The following is an 18,248-nucleotide window of genomic DNA, read 5'->3' on the forward strand; positions in this document are numbered from 1 at the left end:
CCTCTCTGCGTACCGCGGCGACGCCTCTTGTTGCCGGCGCCTTGGTGGCTTTGCTCGCGGGCTGTTCCGTCACACCCCGTCCGTTGACCACGGACGAAAACCAGACGCGCGCCGCCGATACGATGAAGCTGGTCCGCGACCGCATCGATCCGGTGACCACCACGGTGTCGCTGGACGAAGCCATCGCGCGCGCCATCAAATACAACCTGGACCACCGGCTGGCGCTGATGGACCAGGCCATCGCCAACCGCCAGATCGACGTGTCGCGCTGGGACCTGTTGCCCAAGCTGGTGGTGGACGGCGGCCTGACGGCGCGCAGCAACGAGCTGGCATCGTCCTCCTACTCCATCCTGACCGGCCGGCAGTCGCTGGAACCCTCGATCTCCACCGACCGTCGGTCGGGCACCGCCGACCTGCAGCTCAGCTGGAGCGTCCTGGACTTCGGCATCAGCTATTACCAGGCGCGGCAGAACGGCGACCGGGCCCTGGCCACGGCGGAAAAGCGCCGGTCGGCGGTCAACAGCATCGTGCAGCAGGTCCGCGCCGCCTATTGGCAGGCGGTGGCGGCGGAAAAGATCGGCGACCGCATCAACCCCATCCTGGCCGACGCCCGCCAGGCGCTGGAGGATACCCGGCAGGTGGAAAAGCAGCGGCTGAAGCCCCTGCTGGACGTCCTGCGGGATGAGAAGACGACCATCGACATCATCCGCCAACTGGAGAACCTGCAGGCCGACCTGGCGCTGGCCAAGACCCAGCTGGCGGCGCTGATGGGCCTGCCGCCGGGAACCCCGTACCAGTTGGTGTTGCCGGAGAATCCGACGGCCTTGCCGGAGATGAAGACCGCGATCGCCGAGCTGGAACACACCGCCCTGATCAACCGTCCGGAGCTGCGGGAGCAGGCGTACAACCGCCGCATCGCCACGGATGAGGTGCACAAGGCCTTCCTGAAGCTGTTCCCCAACCTGTCCATCCAGGGCGGCCTGGATTACGACAGCAACTCCTTCCTGGTGAACCAGCGCTGGGCGGAAGGCGGCTTGCGCCTTTCCTGGGGGCTGTTGAACCTGCTGTCCGGCAACGACTTCATGGGCCTGGCGGAAACCCAGCGCGACCAGGCGGAGGTGCGCAACCTGGCCCTGTCGATGGCGGTGCTGACCCAGGTGAACGTCGCCTGGCAGCAACTGGGCCGCGCCCGCACCCAGTACCTGGAAGCGTCCGAGCTGGACGGCATCGAAGGCCGCATTTACGACCAGATCCTGGCCCAGCAGGAGAACAGCGCCGCCGGCAAGGTCGATCGCGTGCGCGCGTCCGCCTCGCGCATCGTGGCCGAGCTGACGCGGGCCCGGGCCTATGCCGACATGCAGAACGCGCTCGCGTCGCTGTACGTCTCCGTTGGCATCGATCCGTTGCCCCAGTCTGTGCCCGACTACTCGCTGAAGACGCTGACCACGGCGGTATCCGCCGTGAACCGACGCATCGAAAGCGGCATGTTCGGGGCGGAGGAGTCGGTTTCCGCCCAGACGCCGACACTGGACGAAATCCCCGCGAAGCAATGACGCGGGTACCCCAAGGGGCCATGGCCAAAACGGCGCCGGGCGGGAATCCTTCCCCCGGCGTCTTGTTTTGGCGGATGGCGCCGGCCACCTTTGATTGCAATGATAGTGAGCGCTGCCTTGTCCCGTTCCTGGTTCCGCCTGATCCTGCCTGCGGCCGTCACCCTTGGCCTGGCCATCCCTGCCCAGAGCGCCGACACGGTGCCCGAGATCCGGGCCCAACTGGTGCCGAAGCGCAGCACGGTGCTGTCGTCGCAGATCGCCGCGCAGATTTCGGAACTTCCCTTGCGGGAGGGGGACAGCTTCAGCGAGGGGCAAAAGCTGGTGGCCTTCGATTGCGGCATCCAGCGGGCGCGCCTGGCAAAGGCCAACGCCCAGGAGACGGCCACCCGCAAGACCTATGAGGTCAAGAGCAAGCTGAACACACTCAACTCCATCGGCGTGCTGGAAGTGGAAACCGCAGCGGCGGAGCATGCGATGGCGGAGGCCGAGCAGCAGATGGCGCGGGAGATCGCGTCCCATTGCGTCGTCACCGCTCCCTTCGCCGGCCGGGTCGGCCCGGTGGAGGTCAAGCGCTTCCAATCTGTGGCCGAAGGGCAGAAACTGCTGGAGATACTGGACCCGACGGAGTTGGAGGCTGAAATGCTGGTGCCGTCGTCCTGGCTGAAGTGGCTGAAGCCTGGCTTCGCGCTGGAAATCGGGATCGAGGAGACCGGCCGCAAGTATCCGGCCAAGGTCTCGCGCCTGTCGCCGCGCATCGACCCCGTGTCGCAGAGCATCCGCGTGTTCGCCGTGATCGACGGCAAATTCCCGGACCTGCTGCCGGGAATGAGCGGCCGCGCCCTGGTCGCCGCCCCTAACTGAGGACCCGGTGATGCGCGTCGTGCCCCCGGCATCTGAAGACATCCCCCAGCGTCCCGATGCGGCCGAGCTGGCCAACCGGCAGCTGTTCGGCCTGACCGCTCTGCTGCAATTGCAGAAGCGGGCGCGCCATGCCCGCAGCGAACAGGAACTGGCCTTCCTGATGGTGAACGACACCTTCGGCCTGGTGCGTTACCGCCAGGCGCTGGCCTGGCAGCGGGCGGAGCGCGGGGGCGGCGCGGTGCTGGCGGTGTCGGGCCTGTCGTCCGCCGACGCCGACAGCCCCTATGCGCGCTATGCCTGCCGGCTGCTGAGCGCCCATGGCGATCCGGCCGGCATCAAGACGCTGACCACCGCCGACCTGCCGGAGGACCTGGCGGCGGAATGGCCGGACTATCTGCCGGCGCACGGCCTATGGCTGCCCTTGACGGCCCCGGACGACCGCCCGTTGGGCGGCCTGTTGCTGGCCCGGGAGGAGCCGTGGGCGGACGGGGAGCGCGTGCTGCTGGAAAACCTGGGCGACGCCTATGCCCACGCCTGGGGCGGGTTGGTCAAGCAGCAGCGGCGATGGCACCGTGACGCCGCCCGGCTTAAATCCCTGCGGACGCTGGGCTATGTGGCGGCGGGCCTGATCGCCCTGTCGCTGTTCCCCGTGCGGCTGTCGGCCCTGGCCCCGGCGGAGGTGATACCGCGTGACCCGACCGTGGTGCGGGCCCCGTTCGACGGCGTGGTCGACAAGTTCCTGGTGACGCCCAATCAGCCGGTGACCCTGGACCAGCCGCTGTTCCAACTGGACCCCGTGCGCCTGCAAAACCGGCTGGACGTGGCCCAGGCCACGATGGAGGCGGCGGAGGCGGAATACCGACAGACGGCGCAGCAGGCCGTGTTCGATGAAAAGGCCAAGGGCCAGCTGGTGGTGCTTCAGGGCAAGCGCGACCAGGCGATGGCCGAGGTCACCTATGTCCAGGATTTGTTGAAGCGCATCGTCGTCCATGCCCCCCGCGCCGGACTGGCCGTGTTCGCCGACGTCAATGACTGGATTGGCCGGCCGGTCACGCAGGGCGAACGCATCCTGATGGTGGCGGAACCCAAGGATGTGGAGCTGGAGATCAAGCTGCCGGTGGCGGACGCCATCGCCATGGACGCGGGCGATCCCGTCTCACTGTTCCTGAACATCGATCCGCAGCATCCGCTGGACGCCACGGTGCGCTTGACCACCTACCAGCCCGAGGTGGGTACGGATGGCGTCGCCGCCTATCGCCTGAAGGCCCGGTTCAATGATGGCCAGGCCCCCGTGCGCATCGGCCTGCAAGGCACCGCCAAGATTTATGGCGAGCGCACCACCCTGTTCTACTACCTGTTCCGGCGGCCGTTGGCGGCGCTGCGCCAGCGGCTGGGCGTCTGAACCATGGACGGCGAAACGGCCATGACCCCGGCGGATCCCCAGGCGCAAATCCTGCGGCTGGCCCCGTTGCGCGAGGAGTTGACGCTGCTGGCCGGGCCGGCCCTGGCCGACGGCTCCCCCACCTGGACCCTTCATGACCAAGTGGCGGGCCGCTTTTACCGCCTGGGCTGGCTGGAGTTCGAGATTCTGCGGCGCTGGCAGCTGGAGGTGCCGGAAGTGATCGCCGCCGACGTGGCGTCCAACACCACCCTGCGCGCCACGGTGGACGACGTCATGGCGGTGTCCCAGTTCCTGGCCATGAACAACCTGCTGCAGCGCCATGGACCGCAGGCGGTGGCGACGCTGATGCGCCAGGCGGAGATGCGCAAGCCGGGCCTATGGCAATGGCTGCTGAAGAATTATCTGTTCTTCCGCATACCGCTGGTGAAGCCGGATCGCTTCCTGGCCCAGGCCATGCCCTATGTGTCCTGGATATTCACCCGCGGCTTCTTCCTGGCGACCCTGGCCGCCGCGCTGGTCGGCATCTACCTGGTGACGCGGCAGTGGGATCAGTTCCGCACCACCTTCGTCAGCTTCCTGTCGCCTTCGGGCCTGATCACCGCCGCCCTCGGCCTGGCGGTGGCCAAGGTGGTGCATGAACTGGGGCACGCGCTGACGGCCAAGCGGTACGGCTGCCGGGTGCAAACCATGGGCATCGCCTTCATGGTCATGTACCCCCTGTTGTACACCGACGTCAGCGACGCCTGGCGCCTGCCCAACCGGCGCCAGCGCCTGGCGATCGGCGTGGCCGGCATGGGGGCCGAGCTGATATTGGCGGCCTATGCCACGCTGGCCTGGTCCTTCCTGCCGGAAGGGCCGGTGAAGGCCGCCGCCTTCCTGTTGGCCACCACCAGCTGGATCATGACCGTGCTGGTCAACACCAGCCCGTTCATGCGCTTCGATGGCTATTTCCTGCTGTCCGACCTGCTGGACGTGCCCAACCTGCATGAGCGCGCCTTCGCCCTGGGTCGCTGGTGGCTGCGCGAGCGGCTGTTCCACCTGGGTGAACCGGTGCCGGAGGACCTGCCAGCCAAGCGCCGCACCCTGCTGATCACACTGGCCATCGCCACCTGGATCTACCGCTTCACCCTGTTCGTCGGCATCGCCGCCCTGGTCTATCACCTGTTCTTCAAGGTGCTGGGCATCCTCCTGTTCCTGGTGGAGGTGTGGTGGTTCATCCTGCGCCCCCCTCTGAATGAGGTGTTGGAGTGGGTGCGGCGGCGGGAATCCATGACCTGGAACCGTCGGTCCGCCACCACCGCCGCCATCGGTTTGGTCCTGGTGGCGCTGGCCGTGATTCCCTGGCGCAGCACGGTGACGGCGCCGGCGGTGCTGCGGGCCGCGCAGGAAATGGAAATTTTCCTGGAGCAGCCGGGACGGGTGGACGCGGTGCTGGTCAAGGCGGGGCAGACGGTCACGGCCGGACAAGTGCTGTTCCGCCTGAGTTCACCGGACCTGGATTACAAGCTGGTCCGACAGCGCCAGAAAATCGAGACGCTGCAATGGGAAGCGGCCTATCGCGGCGGTGTGGACCCCAAGCGCCAGCGCATCGCGGCGCAGGAGCTTGAAACCGCCCAGGCCGAATTGCGGGGCCTTGAGGCGGAGCAGGCCAAGCTGACCGTCACCGCCCCGTTCGCCGGAGTGATGGCCGAAGTGGCGGAGCCGCTGTCGCAAGGCGAATGGCTGCCGGCGCGGGAGCGGCTGGGCCTGCTGCTGGACCCTGGCCATCCCATGATCGAAGCCTATGTCCGCGAGGCCGACCTGCACCGGGTGGCCGTGGGTGGTGAAGGACGCTTCCGGCCCGATCAAAGCGTGACCGGCGCGGTGGACGGCCGCATCCAGGACATCGATGACACCAGCACACGGGTACTGACCCGCCGCTATCTCGCCAGCCCCTATGGCGGGGACATTCCCGCGCGCGAGGACAAGCAGCACCAGATGGTGCCCGAGGAGTCGCTGTACAGGGTGCTGATCACGCCCGTCCGGGACGCCACGCCCGCCACGCTGGAACGGGGCCGCGTGACGCTGGAAGGGGCGCGGGAAAGCCTGCTGGGCAGCCTATGGCGTCGCACGGCGGCCGTCCTGCTGCGCGAGGCGGGTTTCTGAGACCGTACTACCATTCGGGCATGGAGCGGGGCGGTCGCCTGCGCTAGGCTTTTCCGACAATAAGAGATTGGGAGGAGTCCATGGTGCGCCTGTCGCGGATTCGCGTGTTGCGGCGCCTGTTGGTGATGACGGCGGTGGCAGGGTTGGCGATCATGCCGATGGCCACCGGTGCGGCGGAATCCAAGGCGAAAGGGGACCATCATCCCCGTTATGACTATCCCACCGCGGTGCGGGCTGATTACGTCATCGGCTGCCTCGCCTCCAACGGGTTCAAGCACGAACTGCTGGGCAAGTGCGCCTGCGGCATCGACACCATCGCCGACATGATGCCGTACGACGACTATGAGAAGGCGGACACCATCCTGCGCATGCAACAGGGCGGCCTGGGTGATCGGGGCGCCATGTTCCGCGACACGCCCATCGCCAAGGATGAGGTGGAAAAGCTGCGGCGGGCCCAGGCCGAGGTCAACCTGCGCTGCACCTGAGGCTCCCTATCGGCTTGCGTGTCTTGGGCCGAAACGCCACAATCGGTGATCGGTGACACTCAAGGACTTTTTCCGATGTACCATCCCGAGGCGCTGGCGCCCATCATCACCTTCCTGCACGATATCGGTATCGGGGTGGAGGTGGGCGACGGCGGCCGCGGCGGCTTCCTATCCGGGGTGAACATCCATGCCGGCGTGATTCACGTGCATCCGGAAACTCTGGCCGGTTCGGGTGACCTGCTGCATGAGGCCGGGCACATCGCCATCGTGCCCCAGCGTTTCCGCACCCAGTTAGGTTCGGACCTGCAGGTCGATACCGACGCCGCCATCGCGGCGGAGACGGGGTCCCCGCAGCCCGAGGACCCCGTCCTGGCAATGCCCATCCTGCAAGGGGAATTCATGGCGCAGGCTTGGTCCTACGCCGCGGCCCTGCATCTGGGCCTGCCCCCCGCGTGCATCTTCTTTCCCGGATCCTACAAGCATACGGACTACGCGGGCGCCCACCCCATGCAGCAATGGCTGGAGTCCGGCACCCATTACGGCCCGAACGCGCTGGCCCGGGTGGGCATGACCGGCTTCTCCGGCCTGTTCGCGTTCATGGGTGAGAACGGCCTACCGCCCTTTCCCCAGATGACGCGCTGGGTACAGGCATAGCGCCCTTATCCTTTGTCATCCCCCTGGAAGACATGGCTGAAGGTCGCGTCGGTGCTGTCGTGCACGGTGACCGACAGGGGGCCCTTCGGCTGATAGCTGAAGGTGATGGCCGGGTCCTCGCTCAAAGAAATGTCCGCCTCCAGCTGGAAGACCAGGGTATCGCCGCTTTTGACCGTGACGTCGCGGACGAAGCGGGCGGGGGTATAGTTGCGGGTCACCTGGTCCATCTGCATGCCGTTGTAATTGGGGTGGCTGATCAGCAGCTGGGCGGTGATCGCCCCCCTGGGCAGGCCGATCGGCCCTTCGGGCACGGTCTTCAGGCGCATCTGACCCAGGCGTTCCATGGCCAGGGCCGCGTCCTTGGTGGCGGGGGCGGAACAGCCGCCGGCGGCCTTGACATAGCGGTCGGTCACGAACCAGCGGCCATCCGTCGTTTCCGCCACCGCATGCATGTGGGTATAGGCATCGACACGAACGCGGGTCTTCACCTGCACCGGCACGGCGGCGGGGCCGAAATGGAAGGTGCCGACCAAGGGTGCCGGGTTGTTGTCCACCACCAGATACAGAGCCTTGAGCGGCAAACCAGGGTCCAAGGTCACCGTGACCGGCACCAAGGCCGCGTCCATGGCCCTGTCCGGAGCCTCCAGCGCGATCTGGCCCTTGGCGGGGGTCAGGGTGTGGTTGGCGAACAGAATCTGGCGCAAATCCTGCCAGCGGGCGGCATCGGCGGCCGGATCTTCCGCCCGGCCTTGGAGCGGTAGGGCGAGAACCAGGAGCAAGGCCAGGGCGAACAGGCGGGACGTCATGGCGGGTCCTCCCACTCCAGTTGCTTGAAGGCGGTGATGGCGTTGCGGCCGTTGTAGGCTTCAAACAGTTCCCAGCGGCCCTTTTCCGACTGTGCCACCGTGGCGGCGGCGGCATCGATATCCCCGCCCTTTTTCAGCAGGACGCGGACATCGCGAGCCAGCGTGGTGAGATAGCGTTCCTCATCCGCCACCCCGGCCGGCCAGGGCAATTGGGCCGGCCCATGGCCGGGGACGACGCGCACCGCCGGCAAGGCCTTCAATTGGCCCAGCACCTTAAGCCAGCCGATCAGGCTACCATCCAGCGCCGGGATACGGTCCTGGAACAGCAGGTCGCCCGCCCATAGGGTGCGCGTCTGGCCATCATAGACCGTCAGGTCGCTGTCGGTATGGGCGGCGCCATACGCCACCACATGCAGCACGCGGCCGCCCAGGTCGATGTCGGCGGTGGTGTCCACGACTTGGGTGGGCGGCAGCGCGTCCCCAGCCTGGGCCGGATCGCCGCCTAGGATGCGGGCCAGGCCCTGGCGGTAGTAGGCGCCCCGTTCGCCCCAGGCGGCGGCGAAGCGGGCATGGGCCACCACCACCGGATGGTCCGCCGCGAACGCCACGGCACCCAGCACATGGTCAGGGTGGACATGGGTATAGATCAGATAACGGATGGGCAGCGCGGTAATGGCCGTGATGCGCGCCCGCAGCCGCGCGCCGTCAGCAGCCCCGCCGCCCGGATCGATCACCGCCACTGCGTCACGGCCGACAATGAACCCGATATTGGCGATGGCATCATCGTTGGCGGCGGTGGCGTCCGCCACCGCGCCGGGCCGGACGTAAATGCCAGAGGCCACCTGGACCAGGGACATATCCGCCGCCCACGACGACACCGGCGGCAGCGCGGCGGCCACCACGCCCATAAATAGGACAGCGCGGGTCAGGGTTCGGCGGGCCATGCCTCCCCCACGGGTGCCTTGGCGGGCAGAGCCGGCATCGGCCCGTATTGGCGGTAGATGAAGTCCGGCACGGCTTCGCCCCGCGCCTCGATGGCCGCCAGCATGACGCCATGGTCCGGCGACCGGGCGCAGGCCGGATCGGTGCGCCCGGCGTCACCGGTGAGGGCGAAGGCCTGGCAACGGCAGCCACCCCAATCGATCTCCTTCCGGTCGCAGCCCTGGCAGGGCTGCGGCATCCAGGCGGTACCGCGATAGCGGTTGAACGCCTCGCTCTCATACCAGGCCGCCGCCAGGGAGCCGGTGGCGACCGAGGGCCAATCGAAGCCGGGCAACGTCTCGGCCGCATGGCAGGGCAAGGCTAGGCCGGCGGGGGAGATGTTCATGAACCGCCGGGCCCAGCCGCCCATGCAGGCCTTGGGGCGGGCGGCATAGTAGTCCGGTGGCACATAGTCGATCACCATGCGACCCTTCAGCCGCCCGCGCGCCGCCTCCACCACCGCCGTGGCCTGGTCCAGTTGCGACCGGCTGGGCAGCAGGGCGTCGCGGTTCATCAGGCTCCAGCCGTAATACTGCACATGGGCCACCTCGATGCGACCCGCCCCCAGTTCCAGCCCCAGCGCGATCATCTGTGGCAGACGGTCCAAGTTCTGCCGGTGGACGACGAAATTGAGGGTCAGGGGCAGACCGGCGGCGGTGACCAGTCCGGCCACCGCCAGCTTGCGGGCCTGGGCGCCCGGCATGCCGCCGATTCGCTCGGCACTCTCCCCCTCCACATCCTGGAAGCTCAACTGCACATGGTCGAGGCCGGCATCGGCCAGCACGGCCAATGACGCCGTATCCAGCAGCACGCCGGACGTGATGAGGTTGGTGTACAGGCCCAGGGTGGCCGCATGGTGCACCAAATCCGGCAGATCCTTGCGGGCGGTGGGCTCGCCGCCGGAAAAATGCACCTGCAGGATACCCAGCGCCGCCGCCTCGCCTAACAGGCGTTTCCAGGTGTCGGTGTCCATCTCCTCCCCCGCCCGCTGCAGGGCCACAGGGTTGGAGCAGTAGGGACAGCGCAGGGGGCAACGGTGGGTCAGCTCCATGAGCAAGCCCATGGGCGCCTCCACGGCGGGTGCGGCTGGCGATATCACAGCAGCACCACCCCTTTCTCGGCCAGGTCACGCAACATGCCGACCACGTCCGCCGCCATGTCGGCCCGGGGCACGTCGAAGCGGGTGGCGAGGTCGTCCACGATGGCGCCCAGGCTACGATCGCCATCCACCAGCTTCAGGATCTCGGTCGCGGCCTCGTCCGGCAGGAACAATCGTTCCGGTGCCAGAACCATCCAGCTTTTCCGGGTTTCATCAAAACGGAATTTCACGCCCCGGGCAAAGCGGGGCACGACCGCCTCATCCAGCGCTTTCGGGGCGGCGGTCATGACTTGCCACCCTTGGCGATATGGCCTTCCGGCACGAAGGCGCCGGGCGGAATATAGCCGGGATCGACATAGGCGAAATGCAGGGCGTCCAACTGCGCCCACAGGATGTTGCACTTCTCCGTCAGGGCGGCGATGGCGGCGCGCTGCTGTTCCGGTGTGCGCGCATGCTGTTTCACATAGGCCAGGGCGAAATCCACATCCCGCGGCGCCTGGGTCAGGCGCGGGGCGAAATAGGCCAGCGTTTCCTGGGTGATGAAATCATAATTGGCCAGCATGCCGGACACGCGCTCGGCGATGATGGTCGGGGAAAACATTTCGGTGAGGGAGGAGGCCACGGCTTCCAGCACGCTGCGATCCCGCACCAGGGCGACATAGGCGTCGACGGCGAAGCGGGTGGCCGGCAAGATGCCGACGGTGGATTCGACATAGTCGCGATCCAACCCAACGCCGGTGGCCAGGCGCAACCAGCGCTCGATACCGCCATTGGCCGTGCCGGGGGCGCCCCCTCCGCGCCGGGGAAACCGTCATGGTCCTCCAGCCGGCTGCGCCACAGCCGGCGCAAATCCGGCGTGGGGAGACGCGACAGCAACACCCCATCCTTCGCTGGAATACGGCTTTGATAATAATAGCGATTCAGCGCCCATGCCTGGATCTGCCCGCGGTTCAGCTTCCCGCCGTGCAGCAGTTTATGGAAGGGGTGCAGATTGTGGTACCGCTCCGCCCCCACGGCGCGCAACGCCGCCTCCAGCTCTTCCGGTGATAGGACGCGATCCTGCGGTTCAGAAGTCATAGGGTGATTTCCATTCCGTCGAAGGCCACCTCCCATCCCGCCTGGTCCACCACCCGCCGCTGCGGGCTGTCATCCATCAGGATGGGGTTGGAATTGTTGATGTGGATGAAGACACGGCGGCGCACACCGAGGTCGGCAAAGGCGGCAAGGGTGGCATCCACACTCATGTGTCCCATGCGCAGGCCGGTCTTCTGGCCAAGGCCTGCGCGGATCATTTCGTTATCGGTATAAAGTGTGCCGTCGAAAAATACCAAGTCCGCCCCGCGCAAGCGCGCCGCTAGGCCGGGCGTCATGGCGGCACAGCCGGGGATGAAGAAAAAGCGGCGCGCGCCGTCATCCACCGCCACGCCCACGGTATCCTCCCCCTCCACAATCGGGGGGGGCCGTCCTGGCCCTCCAGGTACAGAGGTACCTTGCCCGGGACCGGAAACAGTTCGGCCCACAGGCCGCTATGCCCCGCATCGCTGCCGGCGGCGGCAAGCCCCCCGCCGGTCAGCGGCACCCGTTCGCCCAGGGGCAAAGGGTTGCGGACCACCACGTCACGGGCCAGCACCTCGAAGATAGGGTTGGCATCCAGGATGCCCAGCGTGCGGGCGGTGCCGTGCAGGGTGAAGGGCTGGCGTTCCCGCAGGTTCAGCAGCCCGGCGATGACATCGACGTCCCCGCCGCTAAGCACGACACCGGCGATGGGGGTTGACCGCAACCCTTCCTGCGGATGCAGCGCCGGCGTCCGGGCGATCTGCTGACGCAGGTCCGGCGAGGCGTTCAGCAAAAACCAGTGGCGCCCGTCGTGGCTGACGGCCAGCGAAGCTTGGGTGCGGGCCCGGACGGCGGGATCACCGGCGCGCGCCCGCCGGCAGCCCTCGGCATGGGAGTTCCATTGCGGGAACCCTCCGCCGGCCGCCGCACCGAGGACGAGGATATGCATGGGTCCTGGGACAAATCCTTAGGCCCTGAGCCGAAACACAGGGGAGCCAAAGCACAGGGGGCCAGCACGGGACAGCGGACACGCATCCGCAAGCCCCACGCCGGCCCCAAGGCGTCGAATGGTTATTTCACGTCCGCGCAGGCATAGCAGTTGATTTCCATGCCCAAAGCGATTTCGACGATCTTCGGAGTCTTCCAGCTCATACCATTTCCTCCGGTTTCGGGAGGGGCGGAAGGCCCATCCCTATTTTTAGAATAGTTCTAAAACGTAGCGCCGTCAAGAATGGCGGCATGACGATGATGGCATCATCACGGGCAAGCGATTAAGCCAGAACCGTCAGAAGAAGGCGATGGCGCCGGCGGCGATTGTATCCTCTTGCGCTTTGTTCCCACCGTGCGCCGTGGCGGTCGTATGGGCGTATTCACAGATCAGATTAACCCAACTGGTCAGCTTGTACTTGCACCCGGCCGCCCAGGATTCGTTGGTTTTCACCAGCAAGGGGTTGCTCTCTCCCGTGGCCAGGCCCAGGCGGCTCAACCCATAGCTGCCGGACAAAGTGAACTTCTTGAAGAAGGTGTAGCTGCCCTGGACGTAGTAACCGTCCGAGCTGCGCCGTTGGCCCGACGCGCTGACGGCATCAAAGAACAGGCCGGTGGTGCCCAGCCCGTCGCCGGTGTAGCCATAGGCCACCAGTTCCGCCGCCGCCACGTCCACCTTGGCGCCGAAGTCCCAGCCCGTGCCGCGCACGCTGCGCCCCTGGGCCAGCGCCTGGGACGCCGAAACGCTTTTCAGGTCCTGGGTAACGACGTTGGCCCACAACTGGGCCTTCACCAGGCTGCTGGCGTCGGCCGGCAGTTCATAGTTCACCCCCGCCTGGATCTGCGGCTGGTCATGGGCGGAGAGCGTCCCGGACTGGCCGGAGAAGTTGAAGGCGTCCAAGGGCTGGAAGATGCCGACCGAGGCGGTGAAGCCGCTGAACTTGGGCGTGGTGTAGGTGATCTGGGGCATGAAGTCGGTGTAGACGTAGCCGATGCCGATGCGTCCCAGGGACGTGTTGGAGGGCGCGACGTTGCCCCCGGTGGATCCCACGCCGAACAGCGTGAAATCGTTCAGGATCGCCTGCTGGCCGAACAGGCCGATGTCGCGGCCCACCTTGACCGTGCCCATGGTGGGTGTGCCCACCGTCAGGTATTGTTGGCGAAAGTCGATGCCGGATGTGGCCAGCGCCCGACTGTCGCCGGCCGAATTGGCGCCGCCCGTGCCCGTCACGCTGTTCAGGCCAGGATAGAGGCCGAAGTGCGCGACGATGTCGAAGCCCTCTTGCTGGGTCTTCAGCTCAACGGCGAAGTTGCCGGGCAGCAGGCCGTTGCGGATGGAGGAGTTTTCGCTGCTGCCCACCGCCGCCAGGCCGCCCGCAACCACATGGTTGGGGGCCACGCTATCCGGGCTGTCATGGACATAGAAGCCGTTGATTTCCCCCGACAGGGTGACGTCGACAGGGCCGACGTGCACGCCGATGCCCTTTTCCGTCATGCGCACGGCGAAGGGATCGGGAGGCGGGGCGGCGGCGACCGCCGCGGCGCTGGCGCTGGCCACCGCCGCCGGTGGGGGGGCGGCGGGGTCTCAACCGCCTTGCGCTGCTTCAGCTGATCGTATTCCTGCTGGGACAGGATACCCTTGGCCAACAGCTTGGCCAAAAGATCATCTGTGGTGTCGGCTTTCGCCATGGATCCTGGCAGACACGCCAGGCCGCTGATCGCGGTCACGCCCAGAAACAATGCCATCCGCTTGGATTTCATTCTTGTTTCCTCCCGGCTTATATTCGCAGGGTGTCGTGCCGGTCGCCGGGGCAATAAATAGCCTTACGGCGAAGATATCCGCGCGCCGATCATTTTCCCTGCTGTTTGGCAGGGTCATTCTGGGCCCTACCTTAATTTGACACTTGAAGTCCTTTGCCTTATGGACGCAATAGAACTAAAGAACCGTTGCGGGTCGGCAGGCAGTTGCGCACGCTAAGGCAAGCCTATGAAATCATGGGCGTGGTTCGTACGCGGCCCCTTCCCGACCGCCGGACGGCATCCGGATGGATCCATGAAAACCAAGCCCGGCGACAGCGGCCGCTCCCAACAGGGACAGCGGTTCCCCGCCCAGAAAAGCCCCCCGACAGCCTGCCCCCCGTTGGCCCGCCCGGTGACAGCTGTGTCATTTCCGATGTGAGGCCCAAGGCGTCCCCGCGCGCGTCTGGGCGGCCGCCGGCCGCGCCGGGGGCGCCGTTCCCCCCGCTGCCGCCCTTGCCCCTGATCGCGGCCCGCCCGCGGCCCACGCCCCGGGCCGATGCCATCCCTGCCCCGCCGCTGCGCCGGGGCGGGTCGAACAAGACCGATGCCCGCGCGGCGGTGGCGGAACTGCGCCAGCAGATTGACGGGGCCGGGGCGGCCTGCGTGCTGGTCTTCTTCTCCCCCGCCTATGACCGTGGGGACATGTTGGCGGCATTGAAGGAGGCGTTCGGGTCAACGCCGGTCTTCGGCTGCACCACGGCGGGGGAGATCACCCCCTTCGGTTACATCAGCGGTGGGCTGAGCGGCATCAGCTTTCCGGCCAAGGATTTCGCGGTCCATTCCGCCCTGTTCGAGAACCTCAGCGAATTCCAGATCGCGGACACCATCGATCGCACGCACCAGCTGGTGTCCCGACGGCACGCCGAGGCCCTGGGCCGCCCGGGGTTCGGACTGCTGCTGGTCGATGGCTTGTCGACGCGGGAAGAGCAGTTGGTGAGCGCCATCGGCAACGCGATGGCGGGCTTGCCGCTGATCGGCGGGTCAGCCGGTGATGGCCTGGATTTCAAGTCCACCGTGGTGCTGCACGGGGGGCGCCTCGTCAATGACGCCGCCATCCTGTTGCTGATCACCACCCGCCGCACCTTTTCCGTGTTCAAGACGGAGCACTTCGTCCCCACGGAGCACAAGATGGTGGTCACGGGCGCCGACCTGGAAACCCGCCGGGTGTTCGAGATCAACGCCGAGCCCGCGGCCTTGGAATACGCCCGCCTGGTGGGCCTGTCGCATGAGGCCCTGACGCCCAAGATCTTCGCCGCCCACCCGGTGGTTGTGCGGGTGGCCGGGCAGTACCATGTGCGCGCCATCCAGAAGGTCAACCCGGACAACAGCCTGACCTTTCATTGCGCCATCGACGAGGGACTGGTGCTGACAGTGGCGCGCGGCATCGATATCGTGGAAAATCTGCATGAATTGTTCCGCCGCCTGGAACGGGAGATCGGCCCCTTGGACGCCATCGTCGGGTTCGACTGCGTGCTGCGCAACCTGGAAACCGAACAGCGCAACCTGAAGGCCGCCGTATCCGACCTGTTCGTGGCCAACCGCGTCACCGGGTTCTGCACCTATGGCGAACAGTACATGTCCATGCACGTGAACCAGACCTTCACCGGCGTCGCCATCGGGAGGACATGATCGCGCCCACACCCCAGCCGGCCAACCCCTTGCCCGCCAATCAGGACGCCGAACCAGGCCAGGCCGACGCGGACGCCGCCCGTCGCATCGCCGACCTGGAACAGCAGGTGGCGAAGCTGACGCGCATCAACCAGACGCTGATGGACCGGGTCGAGCGCAATGTGGACGGCCAGGGGTCCGCCTTCTCGCTGTTTCAGACGGCCATCGGGCTGGAAGACCAGGTACGGTCGCGCACCCGGTCGCTGGAAGAGGCGCTGGCCAACCTGGAACGGTCGTATCAGGAGGCGGCCACGGCGCGAGAGCAGGCGGAAACAGCCCGCCTGCGCCTGTTCACCGCCATCGAAGCGGTCAGCGGTGGCTTCGCCCTGTTCGACGCCGAGGACCGGTTGGTGCTGTTCAATCAGGACTACCTCAGCTTCTGGCCGGGCATGGCCGGCGATGTCCACCCCGGCATGTCGTTCCGGGAGATGGTGCTGCTGGCGGTTCAGCGGAAAAGCGTGCTGGACGCCTACCGCGACCCCGATGGCTGGGTGCGCCGACGCCTGCGCCAGCATGCCGACTGCCAAGGCCCCACCGTCCATGCGCTGAGCGACGGCCGCTGGATGCAGATCAACGAGAAGCGCACCAACGACGGCGGCGTGGTCGCCATCTATACCGACATCACGGCGCTGAAGCGCCGGGAGACGCAGCAATGGAAGGCGGCGGTGGCCAAGAAGACCACCCTGCTGCAGGCCACCCTGGACAACATCTTCCAGGGTGTGGCGGTGTATGACGCGGAACTGGCCCTGGTGGCGTGGAACAATGAGTTCGTGCGCCTGCTGGATCTGTCCCCCCGCTGCGTGCGGCGGGGCGCCGTGTTCGGCGACTTCCAGCGTTTCAATGACGGCCTTCAATCCCACGGGATCAGCGAACCCCGCTTTCTCGACCCGCAGAACAATCCGCTGCCCTTGCGGCTGGAACAGACATGGTTCAACGGCCGGGTGCTGGACATCGAGCGCAACCCCATGCCGGACGGCGGCTTCGTCCTGACCTTCACCGACATCACCGAACGCAAGCGCAACGAGGAAGCGCTGCGCGACAGCGAACGACGCATCCGCCTGGTGACGGACGCGATGCCGGCGCTGATCGCCTATGCCGACGCGGATGAGCGCTACCAGTTCGTGAACGCCCCCTATCGGCAATGGCTGAAACGGCCGGAGACCGCCATCCTGGGGAGGCGCATGCGCACCGTCCTGCCCCCCGAGTTCTATGGCCGCAGCCGGGCACACATCCGTCAGGCCCTGGCCGGGGAAACGGTATCGTTCGAGGTGGAATTGCCCCCCACCGATGGTCCCGACACCGGAACCGAACCGCGATACGCCCACGTCACCTTCGTGCCCCATATCGGCCTACCCAACGCGGACCAGAGCCGGGTGATCCTTGGCCTGTTCACCCTGATGCAGGACGTGACGGAACGGCGGCGGGCCGATGCCGCCATCAAGGAGGCGAACGAGACGCTGGAACGGAGGGTGACGGAACGCACCGCCGCCTTGACCGACCTGAACCGCCAGCTGAAGCAGGAGATCGCGGAGCGCCGGGAAATGGAACGCGCCCTGCAGTCCGCCAAGGTGGAAGCGGAGCAGGCGAACCTGTCCAAGACCAAATTCCTGGCCGCCGCCAGCCACGACCTGCTGCAGCCCCTGAATTCCGCCCGTCTGTTCGTGTCCGCCCTGGCGGAACTGGAGCACACCCACAAGAACCGGTCGCTGATCGACAACATCGACGTGTCGCTGGAGGCGGTGGAGGGCTTGCTGGACGCCCTGCTGGACATCTCGAAGCTGGATGCTGGGGCCGTCTCGGCGGAGATTGTCGATTTCCCCATCGGCAGCCTGCTGGGGCCGCTCTATACCGAACATCAGGTGCTGGCCCAGGACCGGGGCCTGGACCTGCGCTATGCGCCATCGCGCGCCGTGGTGCGCAGCGACATCCGCCTGCTGCGCAGCATCGTGCAGAACTTCCTGTCCAACGCCGTCCGCTACACCCAGCGCGGGGGGGTGCTGCTGGGCTGCCGCCGGCGCGGGGACTTCCTGCGGATCGAGGTGTGGGACAGCGGCCCCGGCATCCCGTCGGACCAGCTGGAGGAAATCTTCAAGGAGTTCCACCAATTGCATCGCGGGCCCGTGCTGGGCGCCCCCGTTCCGGGCGGCCGCTCATCGCGTGAGGGACGCGGGCGGTCCGGCACCCGAGGCATGGGCCTGGGCTTGGCCATCGTGCGCCGGGTGGCCAAGGTGTTGGACGTGACGGTGGAAACCCGGTCGGTGGTGGGGCGGGGGTCCGTCTTTTCGGTGGTGGTGCCGCTGGGCGCCACCACGGCCGCCGCCTTCACCCGCCGTCTCGCCGGTGAGGGTGCCGGCCAGGCCATGACTGGAACCATGGTACTGGTCCTGGATGACGAGCCAAGCGCCCTGATGGGCATGCAGGCCTTGCTGTCCACCTGGGGCTGCGAAGCGGCCGTGGCGTCGACGGGGGAGGAGGCGCTGGAGGTGTTGGACCATTTGCCCCGCCCCCCCGATGTCCTGATCGCCGATTTCCACTTGGGCGAGGGCCACATCGGCCCCGATGAGGTGGGCCGCCTGCGCCTGGCCATCGACCGCGCCACCGGCAAAGCGCCACCGGCCATCATCATCACCGCCGACCACACGCCGGAGGTCGAGGCCCAGGTGAAGCAGAACGGCTATTGGATGCTGAAGAAGCCGGTGAACCCGGCTCAATTGCGATCGCTGCTGTCCTGCATCCTGGCAGGATGACCTA

General features: G+C 66.9%; 17 protein-coding genes and 1 pseudogene. 8 read left to right on the plus strand and 10 right to left on the minus strand.

Translation table 11 applies throughout. The annotated features are described in order from the left end of the window. Positions 1–44 precede the first annotated feature (44 nt). The 6 genes from UCD39_RS27345 to UCD39_RS27370 all read left to right on the plus strand — a co-directional run bounded on the left by UCD39_RS27345 (position 45) and on the right by UCD39_RS27370 (position 7,100). Positions 45–1,553, plus strand: coding sequence for a TolC family protein (locus UCD39_RS27345; RefSeq protein WP_330498768.1), 1,509 nt, complete (start codon positions 45–47; stop codon positions 1,551–1,553). A 117-nt stretch (positions 1,554–1,670) separates the two neighbouring features. Next, positions 1,671–2,414: an efflux RND transporter periplasmic adaptor subunit gene (locus UCD39_RS27350; protein WP_330498769.1), complete on the plus strand. Its 744-nt coding sequence runs from the start codon at positions 1,671–1,673 to the stop codon at positions 2,412–2,414. 10 nt (positions 2,415–2,424) lie between these two features. Then, positions 2,425–3,816, plus strand: coding sequence for an efflux RND transporter periplasmic adaptor subunit (locus tag UCD39_RS27355; RefSeq protein ID WP_330498770.1), 1,392 nt, complete (start codon positions 2,425–2,427; stop codon positions 3,814–3,816). Positions 3,817–3,819: 3 nt separating this feature from the next. Further along, positions 3,820–5,961 carry a site-2 protease family protein gene (locus tag UCD39_RS27360; protein ID WP_330498771.1) on the plus strand — a complete coding sequence of 714 codons (2,142 nt, stop codon included), beginning with the start codon at positions 3,820–3,822 and terminating at the stop codon, positions 5,959–5,961. Between the two features lie 80 nt (positions 5,962–6,041). Continuing rightward, positions 6,042–6,446, plus strand: a complete 405-nt coding sequence (locus tag UCD39_RS27365) for a hypothetical protein (RefSeq protein WP_330498772.1) — start codon at positions 6,042–6,044, stop codon at positions 6,444–6,446. A gap of 75 nt (positions 6,447–6,521) precedes the next feature. Continuing rightward, positions 6,522–7,100 carry a hypothetical protein gene (locus UCD39_RS27370; RefSeq protein ID WP_330498773.1) on the plus strand — a complete coding sequence of 193 codons (579 nt, stop codon included), beginning with the start codon at positions 6,522–6,524 and terminating at the stop codon, positions 7,098–7,100. A 5-nt stretch (positions 7,101–7,105) separates the two neighbouring features. Here the strand turns inward: UCD39_RS27370 and UCD39_RS27375 are convergent, their stop codons facing one another. The 10 genes and pseudogenes from UCD39_RS27375 to UCD39_RS27405 form a co-directional block, all read right to left on the minus strand. Continuing rightward, the gene (locus tag UCD39_RS27375) at positions 7,106–7,906 is read right to left on the minus strand and encodes a quinoprotein dehydrogenase-associated SoxYZ-like carrier (RefSeq protein ID WP_330498774.1); all 801 of its coding nucleotides are present in this window, start codon (positions 7,904–7,906) and stop codon (positions 7,106–7,108) included. Continuing rightward, entirely contained in the window at positions 7,903–8,850 is a 948-nt protein-coding gene (locus tag UCD39_RS27380; protein WP_330498775.1) for a quinoprotein relay system zinc metallohydrolase 2, read from the minus strand. Before UCD39_RS27380 ends, UCD39_RS27375 begins: the two co-directional genes overlap by 4 nt. Next, positions 8,832–9,986, minus strand: a complete 1,155-nt coding sequence (gene pqqE, locus UCD39_RS27385) for a pyrroloquinoline quinone biosynthesis protein PqqE (RefSeq protein ID WP_442943717.1) — start codon at positions 9,984–9,986, stop codon at positions 8,832–8,834. The genes UCD39_RS27380 and pqqE overlap by 19 nt, the downstream gene beginning before the upstream one ends. Next, positions 9,983–10,273, minus strand: coding sequence for a pyrroloquinoline quinone biosynthesis peptide chaperone PqqD (gene pqqD / locus UCD39_RS27390; protein ID WP_330498776.1), 291 nt, complete (start codon positions 10,271–10,273; stop codon positions 9,983–9,985). Before pqqD ends, pqqE begins: the two co-directional genes overlap by 4 nt. Beyond that, a complete protein-coding gene (locus tag UCD39_RS28670) occupies positions 10,270–10,737 on the minus strand; it encodes a thiaminase II/PqqC family protein (protein WP_442943718.1) in 468 nt (155 codons plus the stop codon). The genes pqqD and UCD39_RS28670 overlap by 4 nt, the downstream gene beginning before the upstream one ends. 116 nt (positions 10,738–10,853) lie before the next feature. Further along, positions 10,854–11,099, minus strand: a pseudogene (locus UCD39_RS28675) (thiaminase II/PqqC family protein); the annotation flags it as partial. Next, a complete protein-coding gene (locus UCD39_RS28680; protein WP_442943719.1) occupies positions 11,060–11,434 on the minus strand; it encodes an MBL fold metallo-hydrolase in 375 nt (124 codons plus the stop codon). The gene UCD39_RS28680 and the pseudogene UCD39_RS28675, both read right to left, overlap by 40 nt. Further along, on the minus strand, positions 11,353–11,991 hold the full coding sequence (locus tag UCD39_RS27400; RefSeq protein WP_442943720.1) for an MBL fold metallo-hydrolase: 639 nt from the start codon (positions 11,989–11,991) through the stop codon (positions 11,353–11,355). Before UCD39_RS27400 ends, UCD39_RS28680 begins: the two co-directional genes overlap by 82 nt. Before the next feature lie 122 nt (positions 11,992–12,113). Further along, complete coding sequence (gene pqqA, locus UCD39_RS28685) at positions 12,114–12,194, minus strand: pyrroloquinoline quinone precursor peptide PqqA (protein ID WP_044560716.1); 81 nt, start codon at positions 12,192–12,194, stop codon at positions 12,114–12,116. A gap of 133 nt (positions 12,195–12,327) precedes the next feature. Next, a complete protein-coding gene (locus UCD39_RS27405; RefSeq protein WP_330498777.1) occupies positions 12,328–13,587 on the minus strand; it encodes a porin in 1,260 nt (419 codons plus the stop codon). 695 nt (positions 13,588–14,282) lie between these two features. Here UCD39_RS27405 and nosP point away from each other — a divergent pair. Both nosP and UCD39_RS27415 read left to right on the plus strand, forming a co-directional pair. Beyond that, positions 14,283–15,458 (plus strand): nitric oxide-sensing protein NosP, encoded by a 1,176-nt coding sequence (gene nosP / locus UCD39_RS27410; RefSeq protein ID WP_330498778.1) that lies wholly within the window; start codon positions 14,283–14,285, stop codon positions 15,456–15,458. After that, complete coding sequence (locus tag UCD39_RS27415) at positions 15,455–18,244, plus strand: hybrid sensor histidine kinase/response regulator (RefSeq protein WP_330498779.1); 2,790 nt, start codon at positions 15,455–15,457, stop codon at positions 18,242–18,244. The genes nosP and UCD39_RS27415 overlap by 4 nt, the downstream gene beginning before the upstream one ends. Positions 18,245–18,248: the final 4 nt, after the last annotated feature.

The organism is Nitrospirillum karajorum (assembly GCF_036348415.1).
GTDB classification, from domain to species: Bacteria; Pseudomonadota; Alphaproteobacteria; order Azospirillales; family Azospirillaceae; genus Nitrospirillum; species Nitrospirillum amazonense_B.